16 protein-coding genes are annotated in these 14,540 nt (G+C 73.7%); 11 read left to right on the forward strand and 5 right to left on the reverse strand.

Annotated elements, in window-relative coordinates; all coding sequences use genetic code 11:
- Positions 1-557, forward strand: a 557-nt coding sequence (locus tag OEY_RS0124685) for a hypothetical protein (RefSeq protein WP_010596418.1), incomplete at its 5' end; no start/stop codon positions are given.
- A gap of 10 nt (positions 558-567) precedes the next feature.
- On the opposite strand, the gene OEY_RS0124690 is transcribed toward OEY_RS0124685, so the two are convergent.
- A complete protein-coding gene (locus tag OEY_RS0124690; protein WP_010596419.1) occupies positions 568-900 on the reverse strand; it encodes a hypothetical protein in 333 nt (110 codons plus the stop codon).
- Positions 901-1,107: 207 nt separating this feature from the next.
- On the opposite strand from OEY_RS0124690, the gene OEY_RS0124695 reads away from it, so the two are divergent.
- The 7 genes from OEY_RS0124695 (at position 1,108) to OEY_RS0124725 (ending at position 7,248) form a co-directional block, all read left to right on the forward strand.
- Positions 1,108-1,446 carry an RNA polymerase-binding protein RbpA gene (locus OEY_RS0124695; RefSeq protein ID WP_010596420.1) on the forward strand — a complete coding sequence of 113 codons (339 nt, stop codon included), beginning with the start codon at positions 1,108-1,110 and terminating at the stop codon, positions 1,444-1,446.
- Between the two features lie 258 nt (positions 1,447-1,704).
- The gene (locus tag OEY_RS0124700; protein WP_010596421.1) at positions 1,705-2,070 is read left to right on the forward strand and encodes a chorismate mutase; all 366 of its coding nucleotides are present in this window, start codon (positions 1,705-1,707) and stop codon (positions 2,068-2,070) included.
- A gap of 8 nt (positions 2,071-2,078) precedes the next feature.
- Entirely contained in the window at positions 2,079-4,178 is a 2,100-nt protein-coding gene (pabB, locus tag OEY_RS0124705; protein WP_010596422.1) for an aminodeoxychorismate synthase component I, read from the forward strand.
- Positions 4,175-5,083: a prephenate dehydrogenase dimerization domain-containing protein gene (locus OEY_RS0124710; RefSeq protein WP_010596423.1), complete on the forward strand. Its 909-nt coding sequence runs from the start codon at positions 4,175-4,177 to the stop codon at positions 5,081-5,083. The genes pabB and OEY_RS0124710 overlap by 4 nt, the downstream gene beginning before the upstream one ends.
- Positions 5,070-6,050, forward strand: coding sequence for an AurF N-oxygenase family protein (locus OEY_RS0124715; RefSeq protein ID WP_010596424.1), 981 nt, complete (start codon positions 5,070-5,072; stop codon positions 6,048-6,050). Before OEY_RS0124710 ends, OEY_RS0124715 begins: the two co-directional genes overlap by 14 nt.
- A gap of 110 nt (positions 6,051-6,160) precedes the next feature.
- A complete protein-coding gene (locus OEY_RS0124720; RefSeq protein WP_225222423.1) occupies positions 6,161-6,646 on the forward strand; it encodes a hypothetical protein in 486 nt (161 codons plus the stop codon).
- Positions 6,647-6,822: 176 nt separating this feature from the next.
- Positions 6,823-7,248 carry an Hsp20/alpha crystallin family protein gene (locus tag OEY_RS0124725; RefSeq protein ID WP_010596426.1) on the forward strand — a complete coding sequence of 142 codons (426 nt, stop codon included), beginning with the start codon at positions 6,823-6,825 and terminating at the stop codon, positions 7,246-7,248.
- Positions 7,249-7,305: 57 nt separating this feature from the next.
- On the opposite strand, the gene OEY_RS0124730 is transcribed toward OEY_RS0124725, so the two are convergent.
- The 4 genes from OEY_RS0124730 to OEY_RS0124745 are packed head-to-tail and all read right to left on the reverse strand — an operon-like array spanning position 7,306 to position 11,849.
- Positions 7,306-8,085 (reverse strand): polyprenol monophosphomannose synthase, encoded by a 780-nt coding sequence (locus tag OEY_RS0124730; protein WP_010596427.1) that lies wholly within the window; start codon positions 8,083-8,085, stop codon positions 7,306-7,308.
- 35 nt (positions 8,086-8,120) lie between these two features.
- Entirely contained in the window at positions 8,121-9,698 is a 1,578-nt protein-coding gene (gene lnt, locus OEY_RS0124735) for an apolipoprotein N-acyltransferase (protein WP_010596428.1), read from the reverse strand.
- The gene (locus tag OEY_RS0124740; protein ID WP_010596429.1) at positions 9,695-11,305 is read right to left on the reverse strand and encodes an amidohydrolase; all 1,611 of its coding nucleotides are present in this window, start codon (positions 11,303-11,305) and stop codon (positions 9,695-9,697) included. Before OEY_RS0124740 ends, lnt begins: the two co-directional genes overlap by 4 nt.
- 19 nt (positions 11,306-11,324) lie before the next feature.
- Complete coding sequence (locus tag OEY_RS0124745) at positions 11,325-11,849, reverse strand: FxsA family protein (protein WP_010596430.1); 525 nt, start codon at positions 11,847-11,849, stop codon at positions 11,325-11,327.
- A 99-nt stretch (positions 11,850-11,948) separates the two neighbouring features.
- On the opposite strand from OEY_RS0124745, the gene OEY_RS0124750 reads away from it, so the two are divergent.
- The 3 genes from OEY_RS0124750 to OEY_RS0124760 all read left to right on the forward strand — a co-directional run.
- Positions 11,949-12,716, forward strand: a complete 768-nt coding sequence (locus OEY_RS0124750; protein WP_010596431.1) for a TSUP family transporter — start codon at positions 11,949-11,951, stop codon at positions 12,714-12,716.
- Between the two features lie 37 nt (positions 12,717-12,753).
- On the forward strand, positions 12,754-14,265 hold the full coding sequence (locus OEY_RS0124755) for a TldD/PmbA family protein (protein WP_010596432.1): 1,512 nt from the start codon (positions 12,754-12,756) through the stop codon (positions 14,263-14,265).
- Positions 14,262-14,540, forward strand: a 279-nt coding sequence (locus tag OEY_RS0124760; RefSeq protein ID WP_010596433.1) for a PmbA/TldA family metallopeptidase, incomplete at its 3' end; no start/stop codon positions are given. The genes OEY_RS0124755 and OEY_RS0124760, both read left to right, overlap by 4 nt.

Raw genomic sequence — 14,540 nt, forward strand, 5'->3', positions numbered from 1 at the left:
CGGCGGCGGTGGCCGTGCCCGCGCACGCCGTCGCGGAACCCGAGCCCCCGGGACTGCCGCCGGACGCGTTGCGTGCGGCCGCGGCCGCGGAGTCCCCCGAGGCGCTGCGGGCGGTGGAGTCGCTGCTCGACGCGGCTCGCACCCCGGCGTTGTTCGAGCCGCCACCGCGCAACACTCCGCAGCCGTTCATGCAGCCCGCCCCCACGTTCGGGCTCGGCTGCGGGGGCGGTTTCACCCCCTACGCGATGACCACCGGATGGGCCCAGCCCGGCCCCAACGCGGTGCCCCCGGTGCAGATCGGCCAGCTGAAGATCTTCGTCTCCCCCACGATCCCCACCCTGCCCGCGCGGGCCGACCTGAAGTTCGTGTGGCTGAACATGGAGAACTTCCGCGGCGGCGTGGACACGCTCGACGACACCGTGGGCGGGGTGCCGCAGCTGTCGAAGACCCTCGACACCGGCACCGGTCCGGTGCTGTCGGCACTGTTCGGGTCCGTGCAGTACGTCGACGGCACCTTCTGCCAGGTGGTGTACACGATGGGGGCGTTCTTCGCCTGAGCGGGCCGGCTCAGCGGAGCCGTTCGGCGGCGCGGGCCAGCCGCACGAGCTCGTCGCACAGGGCGGCCAGTTCCGCCGGACCGGCGCCCTCCGCCACCGCGGTCGCGACGTCCTCGGCCGCGCACCGCACCTCGAAGGCACGGTCGGCGACAGCGCTCGCCTCCGCGGCGGTCAGGATCACCGCGTCCTCCGGCAGTCCCGCTTCCCGGGTGAGGGTGCGTTGCTCGTAGGCCCGCTGACGGCACGAGCGGCGGCAGTAGCGGCGACGGCGCCCGAGGGGGGCGTCGGCGACCGGCCGGCCACACCAGAGGCAGTTCTCCGGTTCACGGGTACGTCCGGTCATGGCCGTCCACCCTACCGGCCGGCGGAGCCGCGGCGGCCGGGGCGGTAGACTCACCCGCGCCCACGGCCGCGGGGCGGTCGGGAACCGATTCGACCGCGTGTGCGTTGACAGAAGAGGTCGGCATCCGCCGATGTCGACCGCACTGTGGACGCGCGCTCGCCCCGGAGGCGAGCGCACCGGGCGGAGCACACAAGAGAGGACACCACCATGGCAGATCGTGTACTGCGAGGCAGCCGGCTCGGGGCGGTGAGCTACGAGACCGACCGTGACCACGATCTGGCGCCGCGGCGGATCGCCCGCTACCGCTGTGACAACGGCGAGGAGTTCGACGTTCCGTTCGCCGACGACGCGGAGATCCCCGGCACCTGGATCTGCAAGAACGGTCTGGAAGGCTCCCTGGTCGAGGGCGCGGCGCCCGAGGCGAAGAAGGTCAAGCCGCCGCGCACCCACTGGGACATGCTGCTCGAACGCCGCTCCATCGACGAGCTCGACGAGCTGCTCAAGGAGCGCCTCGAACTGCTCAAGACCAAGCGGCGCGGCGCCTGACCTCAGGTCGACCGGTACGCACGAGGCCGCCCCCGGGATCCGTCCCGGGGGCGGCCTCGTGCGTACCGGGGGCGGTGCGTGTCCTGCCGGGTCGGCCGTGTTGCGCGCACGGCACAAATGGATCAAACGCCGACAGCGGCTCCGCGCGCGTGTCATCATGATCGAACACCGGCCGGATTCTCGGACCGGCGACCTCGGACGACGCGAAACGGAATGACCCACTGGGGTTTCGGGCCGCGGTACAGGGGGCGAGAAGCGATGGACAACAGCAACGACCACCGGGCGGACGCCACCGCCGAATCCGCACCGGACGACCTGCTCGACGGGCTGCGCACCGAACTCGACCGGGTCGACGCCCGGCTCCTCGATACCGTTCGGGACCGGCTGCGCATCTGTGCCCGCATCGCGCACCTGAAACAGCGGCACGCGATCCCGATGCTGCAACCGGGCCGGATGCAGGTCGTGCATGCCCGCGCCGAGTCCTACGCGCACCGCAACGACATGTCGCCGGAATTCCTGCACTCGTTGTACGCGCTGCTCATCGCGGAGGCGTGCCGGGTCGAGGACCTCATCATCGACGGTCCCGGCGCGGCGCCCGCCCAACTGCGCGAGACCCGGACCTGAGACCGGTCATGGCCGCCCCGCCGCCCGCCGCTTCGATCCGCACCCTGCTGATCGACAACTACGACTCGTTCACCTACAACCTCTACAGTCTGCTGGCCGAGGTCAACGGTGTCCCGCCCACGGTCGTCAGCAACGACACCCCGTGGGAGTCCCTGGATCTGGACCGGTTCGACAACATCGTCGTCTCCCCCGGGCCGGGCCGCCCCGACCGGGCCCGCGACTTCGGGATCAGCTCGCACGCCCTGCTCGACTCCGGTCTGCCCGTGCTCGGGGTGTGCCTCGGTCATCAGGGCCTGTGCAACCTGTTGGGCAGCGAGGTGGTGCGGGCACCGCAGCCGGTGCACGGCCGGCTGTCACGGATCCGGCACGCCGGCACCGGGCTGTTCGCCGGCATTCCCTCCCCGTTCGAGGCGGTGCGCTACCACTCGCTGGTCGTCGACCGGGTGCCCGACGACCTCGAGGCCGTCGCCTGGACCGAGGACGGACTCCTGATGGGGGTCGCCCACCGGACCCGGCCGCTGTGGGGGGTGCAGTTCCACCCCGAGTCGATCTGCACCGAGTACGGCCGCGAGCTGCTGGCGAACTTCCGCGACGCGACCCCCGCCCGGCCGCACCCACCCGAGCCGGTCCCGCCGCCCGCGCCGCCCGCGCCGCCCCCGGCGCTGGTCCTCGAAAGCCGCCGGATCGACCACCACCCCGACCCGCAGCGGGTGTTCGAGACGTTGTTCGCCGACGGTCCGCACAGCTTCTGGCTGGACGGCAGCGCCGCCACCGAACCGAACTCGCGGTTCTCCATCCTCGGGGACGGGTCGGGTCCGCGCGCCGAGTTCGTCACCTACAGCGTCGCCGAGACCCTGGTGCGCGAACAGCGCACCGGGCAGCCGGTGGCCGAGTTCCACACCACCTTCTTCGACCACATCGACCGCCGCCTCGCCGAGCGCACGGTCGCCCGGCGCGGCGACCTGCCGTTCGCGTTCGCGCTGGGCTACGTGGGCTACCTGGGGTACGAGCTCAAGGCCGACACCGGCGGGCAGCTCGTGCACACCTCCCCCATCGCGGACGCGGCGATGGTCTTCGCCGACCGCGCCGTGGTCCTCGACCACGAGACACGCTGCTGCTACCTGCTGGCGCTGAGCGAGCGGGCCGGGGAGCCCGCCACGACCGCGTGGTTCGACGCGACCGCTGCCGTGCTCGGGTCCCTGGCCGAATCCGCCGCGGCACCGGTCGCGGCCCCGCTGGTGCGGGCGGAGCAGGATCCGCGGGTGCGGTTGCGGCACGAGCCGCAGCGCTACCTCGAGCTGATCGCCCAGTCGATCGCCGAGATCCGCAGCGGCGAGACGTACGAGGTGTGCCTGACCAACGCGGCGACCGTGGACCGCAGCGTCGATCCCCTGCGCACCTACGAGACGCTGCGCGAACTGAGCCCGACCCCGTACAGTGCCCTGCTGCGGTTCCCCGAGGTGTCGGTGCTCAGTGCCTCGCCGGAGCGGTTCCTGCGGATCGGCCCGGACGGGGTGGTCGAGTCCAAGCCGATCAAGGGCACCCGGCCGCGCGGCACCACCGAGGACGCGGACCGGGCGTTGCGGCAGAGCCTGCTCGACAGCGAGAAGGACCGGTCGGAGAATCTGATGATCGTCGACCTGGTGCGCAACGACCTGTCTCGGGTGTGCGTGCCCGGTTCGGTGCACGTGCCGAAGCTGTTCGACGTCGAGACGTACGCGGCGGTGCACCAGCTGGTCTCCACGGTGCGGGGGACGTTGCGCCCGGATGCGACCGCGGTGGACTGCGTGCGGGCCGCCTTCCCGGGGGGATCGATGACCGGGGCGCCGAAGCTGCGCACCATGGAGATCATCGACAAGCTCGAGGACGGCCCCCGCGGCGTGTACTCGGGTGCGCTGGGATACCTGTCCCCGACGGGAGCGGCGGACCTGTCGATCGTCATCCGCACCATGGTCGCCACCGAACACGAGGTGGGCTTCGGCATCGGCGGCGCCATCGTCGCGTTGTCGGACCCGGCGGACGAACTCGAGGAGACGATGGTCAAGGCGGTGGCGATGCGCCGCACCCTGTCGGTGAACGAACCCTCCGAGGACGGTTCCCGCGCGTGAGCGACACGACCGGCCTCGTCGTCGTCGCCGGGGGTGCCGGCGCGGTCGGCCGGATGCTCGGTGAGGCGCTGCGCCGCGACGGCGCCGACGTGCTGGTGGTCGACCCGGCCGCCGGCGACGATCCGGGCGCGCTGCGCGACGATGTCACCGTCCCCACGGCGGCCGTGCGGGACGCGGTGCGGTGCGCCTCGATGCTGGTGCTGGCCGTGCCCGAGGCCACGGCGCTGGCGGCCGCCGCCCGGCTCGGTCCGCTGCTGTCGCCGGACGCGGTGCTGGTGGAGACCCTGTCGGTGAAGTCGGCGTGGGCGCAGGCGGGACGCGGGCGGGGGTGGTCCGCGCAGTGTGTCGGGCTGAACCCGATGTTCGCGCCGGCGCTGGGCATGGCGGGACGACCGGTGGCGGTGGTCGAGCACCGGCCCGGCCCGGCCGTCGACGCGCTGCTCGCGGCGCTCGACCGGTGGGGCGCGCGGGTGGTGCGGATGACGGCGGACGACCACGACCGGGTCGCGGCGGCCACCCAGGCGGCCACGCACGCGGCGGTTCTGGCGTTCGGGCTGGCGCTGGGACGGCTCGGCGTCCCCCCGTCGGTGGCGGCGGCGACCGCCCCGCCCCCGCACGTGCTGCTGCGGGCGCTGCTGGCGCGGATCGCCGGCGGCGCCCCCGAGGTGTATCTCGACGTGCAGGCCGGCAACCCGCACGCGGCGGCGGCCCGGTCGGCGCTGCGGGCCTCCCTCGACGAGCTCGAGGCGGTGGTCGAGACCGGATCGGTGGCCGGGTTCGCGGACCTGCTGGGCCGGGCCGCAACGCCGCTGGGCGCGGACACCGGCCGGTATCGTGAGCTGTGTGCGGAACTGTTCGCGGAACTGACGCACGAGGAAACGGAGAGCCGTCATGGCCGAGCCTGATCTGCCCGCCGCACAGGGTCCGCTGCTCGTACCCGCGTTGCCCGACCACGATCCGCACGACGTCGTCGAGAGCGCGGTGGTGCGGGGACTGGCCCGGTCGTGGGGGCGGCGCGCCACGGTCAAGAAGAGCGAACCGGATCTGGACGAGCTGTTCGATCCGGGCCGGCTGGATTTCCCGGACGAGCTCGTGCCGTTCCACACCCATCCCGCGTACCGCGCCCTGGACGAGGGGCGCCGGGCCCGGCTGCGGGGCTGGGGCTGGATTGCGTACAACAAGAATGTCATGGACATCGAGCAGTACGTGGTCAACCCCGGTTTCGCGCTGATCACGACGGACTTCTTCGGGGTCGGGCCGTCGGACACCGTGACCGCGGGGGTGCTGCAGGCGATGGTCGACGAGCAGTACCACACGCTCATGCACCTGAACGCGAGCGCGGTGATCCGCCGCCGCCGTGGCTGGCGCATGCCCGAGTCGGTGCTGCCGCCGTGCCGGACCGTGCGCGAGCACCGGGCCGCGGTGGCGGCGGCGCCCGATCCGCGGGGGCAGGCGCTGATCCGGTTGGCATTCACCACCGTCGCCGAGACCTCCATCAGCGCGTTCCTCGCTCTGATGACCGAGGACGCGGAGCTGCAGCCGGTCAATCGCACGACGGTGGCGCTGCACCGGCGGGACGAACTCAGTCACGCCTCCCTCGCCGCGGAGCTGCTGAAGATGGTGTTCACCGAGCTCGGGCCCGGCGACCGGGCGCAGCTGCTCGCGGCCCTGGCGGCGGGAATCGAGGCGTTCACCGGCTCGGATCTGGGCACCTGGGCGGCGATCGTGGACGCGGAGCGCGTTCCGGGTGGGCGGGCGATGCTCGCGGACGTGGCCGCGACACCCCCGCGGCGGGTGGTGCAGGACTGCAGCGCGATCCGCCGGTTGTGCACCGAACTGGGCGTCGCGGACGAGCTGCCCGTCACCTGGTAGAACGATCGAATCCGAACGAACGACACGATCGTTCGAGCGATGTCCGGTTCGTGACCCGGCGCCGTTCCTCGAACGTTCGTGCGGGGGGTTCGTCCTGGTAGTCTGCGGTGGTGAGCGACGCCTCCTCGGCGCCCGGCACGCCGATCGGGGCAACCCCCGCGACGGGCGGCCGCCGCAAGCAGTACGCCAACAGCGCCGAACGTGCGCGCGCCTGGCGCGAACGCCAGCGCCGGACCGCCACCCCGTCCCCACCCGCAGCGACCCCCGACCCGCCCCGGTCGGCGTCCTCTTCGCCGCCGGAGCGTGCGGGTACCCGCCTCGGCGCCGCCCCGGACCCGCCCCGGGCGGCCGGCACCGGGGCGGTGGACCTCGAGGCGACCCGGCTGCGCACCGAACGCGACGAGGCGCTGCGCTCGGCTGCCGAGGCCTGGCAGCGGGTGGCCGAACTCGAGGCCGATCTCGCGATGGTGCGCGCCGAACTGGCCGACGAGCGGGCCACCCAGCTGCGCGAGGCGCGGATCCACATCGCCGAGCTGCGGATGCAGGTGGCGGAACTGCGGCGCGAACGCGGCCGCCCCGGACCGGATCCCGACTGACGAACGTTCGCCGAACGCGTAGGCCGAATCCGAACGATCGTTTGGAGGGCTACCGGGGATGCGAACGTTCGGATCTCGGGGGTCGGGACTTCCGGCCCTGTCGGGCGCGTCCCGCACGGAGTCGAATGGACACGGACCGACCTTCCGCCGATCCGTGTCCCAGGAGAGGAGCAGACATGTCCACTGTGCCAGCGCGCCGTTCCCGTTCGGTGTTCCCGGACCTGTCCGAGTTCTTCGACGCCTTCCCCTTCACCGGTCTACGTCCCGCTCTCGGCGGCAACCTCATCCGGGTCGAGGACCGTGTCGAGAACGGCCGGTACGTCGTGCGGGCCGAGCTGCCCGGCCTCGACCCGGAGAAGGACATCGACGTCGCGATCAACGCCGGGCAGCTCGAGATCACGGCCGAACGGACCGAGGAGAAATCCGAGGGGGGACGCTCGGAGTTCCACTACGGCTCGTTCCGGCGTTCGGTGGCCCTGCCACCGGGTGCGAAGGACGACGACGTCGAGGCGTCCTACGCCAAGGGCATCCTCACCGTCTCGATCGCTCTGGCCGAGCAGCAGCAGGCCGGGAAGAAGATCGAGGTCAAGAACGCCGAATGAGCCCCGCCGCCCGGATGGGGGTGACCGGTCCTCGACCGGCCCCCAGCCCGGCGGCGCTCAGCGGCGCAGCAGGCCGCGCAGTTTCGTCCACCGGTTGCGCACGCCCCACACGGTGACCTTGATCAGCGCCTCCTGCACGATGCTGCCGCTCATCTTCGATTCGCCGATGATCCGCTCGGTGAAGGTGATCGGCACCTCGGCGACCGTGAACCCGGCCTGCACCGCCCGCCAGGCGAGGTCGACCTGGAAGCAGTAGCCGTGCGAGGCGACCGCGGCGAGATCGAGGTGCTCGAGCACCTCGCGCCGGTAGGCGCGGTAGCCGCCGGGGATGTCGTGGATCCGCACCCCCAGCGCGAGCCGCGAGTAGATGTTGCCGCCGCGGGAGAGCACCTCCCGATGCCACGGCCAGTTCACCACCGCACCGCCGGGCACGTACCGCGAGCCGAGCACCAGGTCGGCGCCCGCGTCGATCCTCTCGAGCAGCAGGTGCAGCTGCTCGGGGGCGTGGCTGCCGTCGGCGTCCATCTCCACCAGCACGGTGTAACCGCGCTCGAGTCCCCACCGGAAACCGGCGATGTACGCGGCCCCGAGACCGTTCTTCTCGGTGCGGTGCATCACGTGGATGCGGTTCTCGCTCGCCGCGGCGAGACGATCGGCGACGTCGCCGGTGCCGTCCGGGCTGCCGTCGTCGACGATCAGCACGTGTGTGTGCGGCAGCGCGGCGTGCAACCGGCCGACGATCAGGCCGATGTTGTCACGTTCGTTGTACGTCGGGATGATCACCAGGGTCCGGGCGCTCGGCGCGCTGTCGTTCCCGGCCGGCGTCGCCGCTGCCATCGAAGGTCCTTCCTGTCGCACCGGCCGGCGGCCGGTCATCTCGCGGTGCCGGCTGCGGCCGGCACGGTGGTGCTCCGCCCGCGTGTGCGCACCAGCGCCACGCCGACGGCGGCGACGGCCCCGACGCAGAGCACGAGCTCCGGGATCGGTCCGAGCCGAGTAGCCAGCGTAGCCGTCGCGCGCAGCGGCACCTGCGCCACCAGTACCTCGGGCACGAACAGGGCACTGCGCGTGGTGACCGTGCCGTCCGCCGCGACCACGGCGCTGACCCCGCTCGTGGCGGCCACCACCACGGCCCGGCCGTGCTCGACGGCCCGCACCCGGGACATCGCCAGCTGCTGGTAGGTCATCTCCGTGTCGCCGAACGTCGCGTTGTTGGTGGGCACGGCCAGCAGGTGCGCGCCGGCGCGCACCGAGTCCCGCAGTGCCCGGTCGAACGCCACCTCGTAGCAGGTGGCCACCCCGATCGGGATGCCCGCGGCGTGGACGGTGCCGTCGCCGCCGCCCGGCACGAAGTGCCCGGCCCGGTCGGCGTAGTCGGAGAACAGCCGGAAGAACGAGCGGTACGGCAGGTACTCGCCGAACGGCTGGATGATGCGCTTGTCGTGCCGCTCCCCCGGCCCGGTCGCCGGATCCCACACGATCACCGAGTTGGTCGTGGTGCCGTCCCCGTTGACCAGCACGGCACCCACCAGGATCGGGGCGCCGACCGCGGCCGCCGCGGCGCCGATGTCGGCGGCGGCGTCGCGGTTGCGCAACGGGTCGATATCGGAGGCGTTCTCCGGCCAGATCACCACGTCCGGGCGCGGCGCGGTGCCGCCCCGGACCCGGTCGGCCAGCTCGAGGGTGCGCGCCACGTGGTTGTTCAGCACGGCCTTGCGCTGGGCGTTGAAGTCCAGACCCAGCCGCGGCACGCTGCCCTGGATCGCGGCGACCGTCACGGTGCGCTCACCCGCCTCGGGGGCGGGCAGCGCCGGCCAGGTCGCCAGGGCGAGCAGCGGTGCGGCGACGGTCGTCGCCGCGGCCCGCAGCAGCGGCGACCGCTCCCGGTGCCCGCGGGTGTAGCGCAGCCCGGCCCGCGCGCACGCCCACAGCCCCGTGCCGGTCAGCGCCACCGCGAACGACACCAGCGGCGCACCGCCGACCGCGGCGAGAGCGACCAGCGGCCCGTCCGGCTGACCGAACGCGAGCCGGCCCCAGGGGAACCCGCCGAAGGGCACGCTCGCCCGCAGGTACTCGGTCAGGCTCCAGCCGGCCGCGATCCACACCGGTGCCCCCGGCAGGGCCCGCACCTGCACCGCGACCACCCCGAACAGGCCGACGAACACCGCCTCGGCGGCGGCGAGCGCCAGCCACGGCACCGGGCCGACGTACTCCCCGACCCACGGCAGCAGCGGCACGAAGAATCCCAGGCCGGCGAGGTAGCCGTAGCCGAAACCGCCGCGGCGGCGCAGCGTCGGCGCCCCCAGCACCCCGGTGAGCAGGGCGATGCCCAGCGGCGCGAGGAACCACAGCGGACGCGGCGGGAAACTCGCGAACAACAGCAGCCCCGCCGTGACGGCAGCGAGGCTGCGGACCACCACCGGCCGGGCGGCGGCGCGCGACCCGATCACCGGGCGTACACGACGCGGCCGCGGTGCACGCTGCGCAGCAGCACCGGATCGGGCGTGCCCGGCTCGAGATCCGGCAGCGGCGCCACCCGCGACCGCGGGTCGGTGGACCAGCGCTGCACACTGTCCTTCGGCGCGCTGACCACGAGCTCGTCCGCGTCCCAGACCGCGTACGACGCGGGCGCCCCGGGGTCGAGGGTGCCGGCGATCCCGTCCCGCACCCCCCCGGCGCGCCACGCCCCACGGGTGGCGGCGGCGAACGCGGCGCGGGGGGAGATCCCGCTGCCCGGGGTGCGGTGGTGCACGGCGGCGCGCAGCATCGGCCACGGCCGGGCCGCGGTGACCGGCGCGTCCGAGCCGAACGCGAGGGACATGCCGGTCGCGGCGAGCGGCGCGAACGGGTTGAGGCCGGCGGCGCGGTCGGCGCCGAGGCGGGTGGCGTACAGCCCGCCCGGTCCGCCCCACAGCGCGTCGAAGCTCGGTTGCATGCTGGCGATCACGCCCCAGCCGCCGAGCCGCTCGCCCTGCGCGGCGGTGACCATCTCGAGGTGTTCGAGCCGGTGTCCGCGGGCCGCGACGGCCGGGCCGCCGAGGTCGGCGACGACCGCGGCGAATGCCTGCACCGCGGCGTCGACGGCGGCGTCGCCGATGACGTGGAAGCCGGCCTGGATGCCGGCTTCGGTGCAGGCCCGCAGGTGCGCGGTCATCTGTTCGACGGTGAGGTAGGCGGTGCCGCAACAGTCGGGGCGGTCGGTGTACGGCGCGGCGAGCCACGCGGTGTGGGAGCCGAGGGCGCCGTCGACGAACAGGTCGCCCCCGAGGGCGTGCCCGCCGGTGGCGGTGAGCAGCGCCCGGGCCTGCTCGGCGGTGGTGACGGCCTCCCCCCAGTAGCCGCGGACCTGCACCCCGTGGTCGGTGGCGAGCAGTTCGGCGAAGTCGTCGCGGCCGGCGATGTCCGGGCCGCCGCATTCGTGCACGGCGACGATGCCGTGTGCCGCGTAGTCGTCGAGGGCGGCGGCGCGGGCCCGGGCGCGTTCGGTGGGGGTGAGCAGGGCGCGGGCGGCGGCGCGGACACCGTGGTGCGCGGCCGCGGTCAGCGGGCGCTGCGGGTGGTAGCCGTCGAGTCCGGCGAGGTCGGCGGCGGCGCGCAGCGCGGTGGAGGCCGCCGCGGAGTGGGCGTCGACGCGGGTGAGGTAGACGGCGCGGCCGGGGGCGGCGGCGTCGAGGTCGTCGGTGGTGGGGGCGGTGGGGTCCGGCCAGCGGGTCTCGTCCCACCCGTGCCCCCACACGACGGCGCCGGCGTGCCGGGCGGCATGGTCGCGCACCTGGTGCAGCGCCTCCTCGCGGGACCGCGTGTCGGACAGGTCGAGACCGGTCAGGGCCAGGCCGTGCGCGGTGACGTGCACGTGGGTGTCGACGAAGGCGGGTGCGACGAACGCCCCGTCGAGGTCGACGATCTCGGCGTCCGGGTGCAGGGCGCGGCCGGGCCGGTCCTCCCCCACCCACACGACCTGCCCGTCGGTGACGGCCATCGAGGTGGCGTCGGGGGCGCTGGCGCTGTAGATGCGGCCGCCGACGAGGAGCTGAGTGTGCGGTGCGGGGGACTTCACGGCTACCCAGTGTGCCCCGTTACGGCAGGTGCGGACGGTGCGGGGGGTCGACGATCTCGCCCTCGAGCACGGTCCCGGCTCCGGAGGCGGGGGTGTCGAGGCGGGCCGGGCCGACCACGGTGTGCTCGACGACCTCGCCGTCGACGATGACGACGCGTTCCCCGCGGAAGGTGCCGCCCCGGGCGGCGGAGGCGGCGACCCGGCGGGCGGCCAGCGCCCGCACGAGCGGGCGCAGCAGCGCGCGGGTCGGGGGCAGCAGCAGCAGAATTCCCGCGGCGCTGGTCACCGGTCCGGGTACGAGCACGAGCCCGGCACCGGCGCCGACCAGTGCGCCGTCGGTCAGGGCCCGGTCCGCGCCGGCGGCGCTGCGGACCCGGCCCAGATTCTGCAGGGCACGGCGGCCCTGCGCGGCGAGCACCAGGTACCCGAGGACGCTCACCCCGAGGAACACCAGGATCGTCGTGCCGATGCCCAGGGTGGACCCGAGCCACGCCAGCACCCCGATCTCGACGACGACGTAGGCCAGGAACAGCAGCGCGATCATGGGGTGATCCTTCCAGCTGCCGGGAACGGTGCGGCGGTCATATCCGCTCAACGAGCGGCGCCGCGGTTTTGCTCCCGGTCGCTGTGATCGAATGGCCGCGTGGGTGCGGGCGACTGGGCGGTTCTGATGGTGGCGGCGACCGCCGCCGGGTGGGTCGACGCCGTCGTCGGTGGGGGCGGGCTGATCCTGTTGCCGGCGCTGTTCGTCGTCGCCCCGCAGCTGACACCGGCGGCCGCGCTGGCGACGAACAAGCTCACCGCCCTCTGCGGCACCGGCGCGGCGGTGGTGACCTTCGCGCGGCGGATCCGGCTGCAGTGGCCGGTCCTGGCTCCGGCGGCGGTCCTGGCCGCGGTCGCGGCGGCGGCGGGTGCGGCGACGGTCTCGCGGATCGACAAGGACCTGTTCGTTCCGATGGTGATGGTGGTGCTGGTGGCGGTCGCGGTGTTCGTGACGCTGCGGCCGCAGGTCGGCACGACCCTGGCGCACGAACCGCCGACGATGCGGCGCACGGTCCTGGTGGTGCTGACCGCGGCCGCGGTGATCGGCTTCTACGACGGCCTGCTCGGCCCGGGCACCGGCACGTTCCTGATCATCACGTTCGCGACGCTGCTCGGCACCGAATTCGTGCGGTCGGCGGCGATGGCGAAGGTGATCAACCTCGGGTCCAATGTCGGGGCGCTGGTGTATTTCGCGGCGGCCGGGTACGTGTGGTGGTCGCTGGGGCTGGCACTGGCGGTGTGCAATATCGCGGGCGCGGTCGTCGGGTCGCGGACCGCGCTGCGCCGCGGCGCGGGGTTCGTGCGGGCGGTGCTGCTGATCGTGGTGCTGGTGATGGTGGTGCGTCTGGGCTGGCAGCAGTTCGGGTGAGCCGACGCGCCGGGTGCGACCCAGTACGGTGGTGCCCGTGAGCACCGTCGACGCCGACTTCCTCGCCCTGCCGTTGCGGACGCTCGCGGACGCGGCGCTGTCCGCCGCCCGCGCCGCCGGTGCCTCCCACGCGGATCTGCGGGTGCACCGTCTGCACAGCCAGTCGCTGAGCCTGCGGGACGGCGCCGTGCAGGCCGCCGTCGACAGCATCGACACCGGGCTGGCCGTGCGGGTGGTGGTCGACGGCACCTGGGGGTTCGCCTCGCACGCCGAGCTGAGCCCGGCCGTCGCGGCGGCCACGGCGCGGCAGGCGATCGAGGTGGCCCGGGCGTTGCGGGCGCTGAACCGGGATCGGGTCGAGCTCGCCGACGAGCCGGTCTACCGGGACGCGGTGTGGGTCTCGCCGTACGAGGTCGATCCGTTCACGGTGCCCACGGCGCAGAAGGTGGCGCGGCTGGCGGAGTTCTCCCGGCGGCTGCTCGACGCCGACGAGGTCGATCATGTGACGGCGCACTGTGGGCAGGTCAAGGAGCAGACGTTCTACGCGGACCTGGCCGGCTCGACGATCACCCAGCAGCGGGTGCGGGTGGCCCCGCAGCTCGAGGCGACCGCCGTGGACCGGCGCACCGGCGAGTTCGAGACGATGCGCACCCTGGCCCCGCCGGTGGGGCGGGGCTGGGAGTATGCGGCCGGCGACGCGCACTGGGACTGGAGTGCGGAGCTGGCGCAGCTGCCCGGGTGGCTGGCGGAGAAGGCGCGGGCCCCCAGCGTGCAGGCGGGGCCGACGGACCTGGTGATCGACCCCACCAACCTGTGGTTGACGGTGCACGAATCGATCGGGCACGCAACGGAGTACGATCGGGCCATCGGGTACGAGGCGGCCTACGCGGGCACCTCGTTCGCCACCCCGGACGGGCTCGGCACGCTGCGCTACGGCACCGACGTGATGCAGGTGACGGCGGACCGCACCGTCGCGCACGGGCTCGCCAGCGTCGGCTGGGACGACGACGGGGTCGCCGCCCAGTCCTGGGACCTGGTGCGGGACGGGATACTGGTCGGCTACCAGCTCGACCGGGTGTTCGCGCCGCGGCTGGGCCTGCCGCGTTCGAACGGCTGCTCGTACGCCGACTCGGCGCATCACGTCCCGATCCAGCGGATGGCGAACGTGTCGCTGCAGCCGGACCCGGTGGCCGACACCACCACCGCCGAGCTCATCGCCCGCGTCGACGACGGGCTCTACGTCGTCGGCGACAAGTCCTGGTCGATCGACATGCAACGCTACAACTTCCAGTTCACCGGGCAGCGGTTCTACCGGATCCGCGGTGGCACGCTCGCCGGGCAGGTGCGTGATGTGGCATACCAGGCCACCACGACCGACTTCTGGGGCTCGCTCGAGGCGGTCGGCGGGCCGTCGACGTGGCGACTCGGTGGCGCCGTGAACTGCGGCAAGGCCCAGCCCGGGCAGGTCGCGCCGGTCAGCCACGGCTGCCCGTCGGCGCTGCTGCGGTCGGTGAACGTCCTCAACACCCGGGCGGAGGGCCGGCGATGATCGAGGCGCAGGAACAGCTCGAGCGGGCGTTGCGCTGCTCGACCGCCGACGAGACGATCGTGCTGGTCACCGACACCGGCGAGGCGTCGCTGCGGTGGGCCGGCAACTCGATGACCACCAACGGGATCTCACGTTCCCGCAGCTGGACGGTGATCGCGGTCCTGCGCGGCGACACCACCCGCGTCGGGGTGGTGACGTCGAGCAGCGTCGACCCGGCCGACATCGCCCCGACCGTGCGGGCGGCGGGGGCGGCGGGCGCGGGGGGGGGGGCCCCC

This window comes from Rhodococcus sp. P14 (genome assembly GCF_000256505.1).
GTDB classification, from domain to species: domain Bacteria; phylum Actinomycetota; class Actinomycetes; order Mycobacteriales; family Mycobacteriaceae; genus Rhodococcus; species Rhodococcus ruber.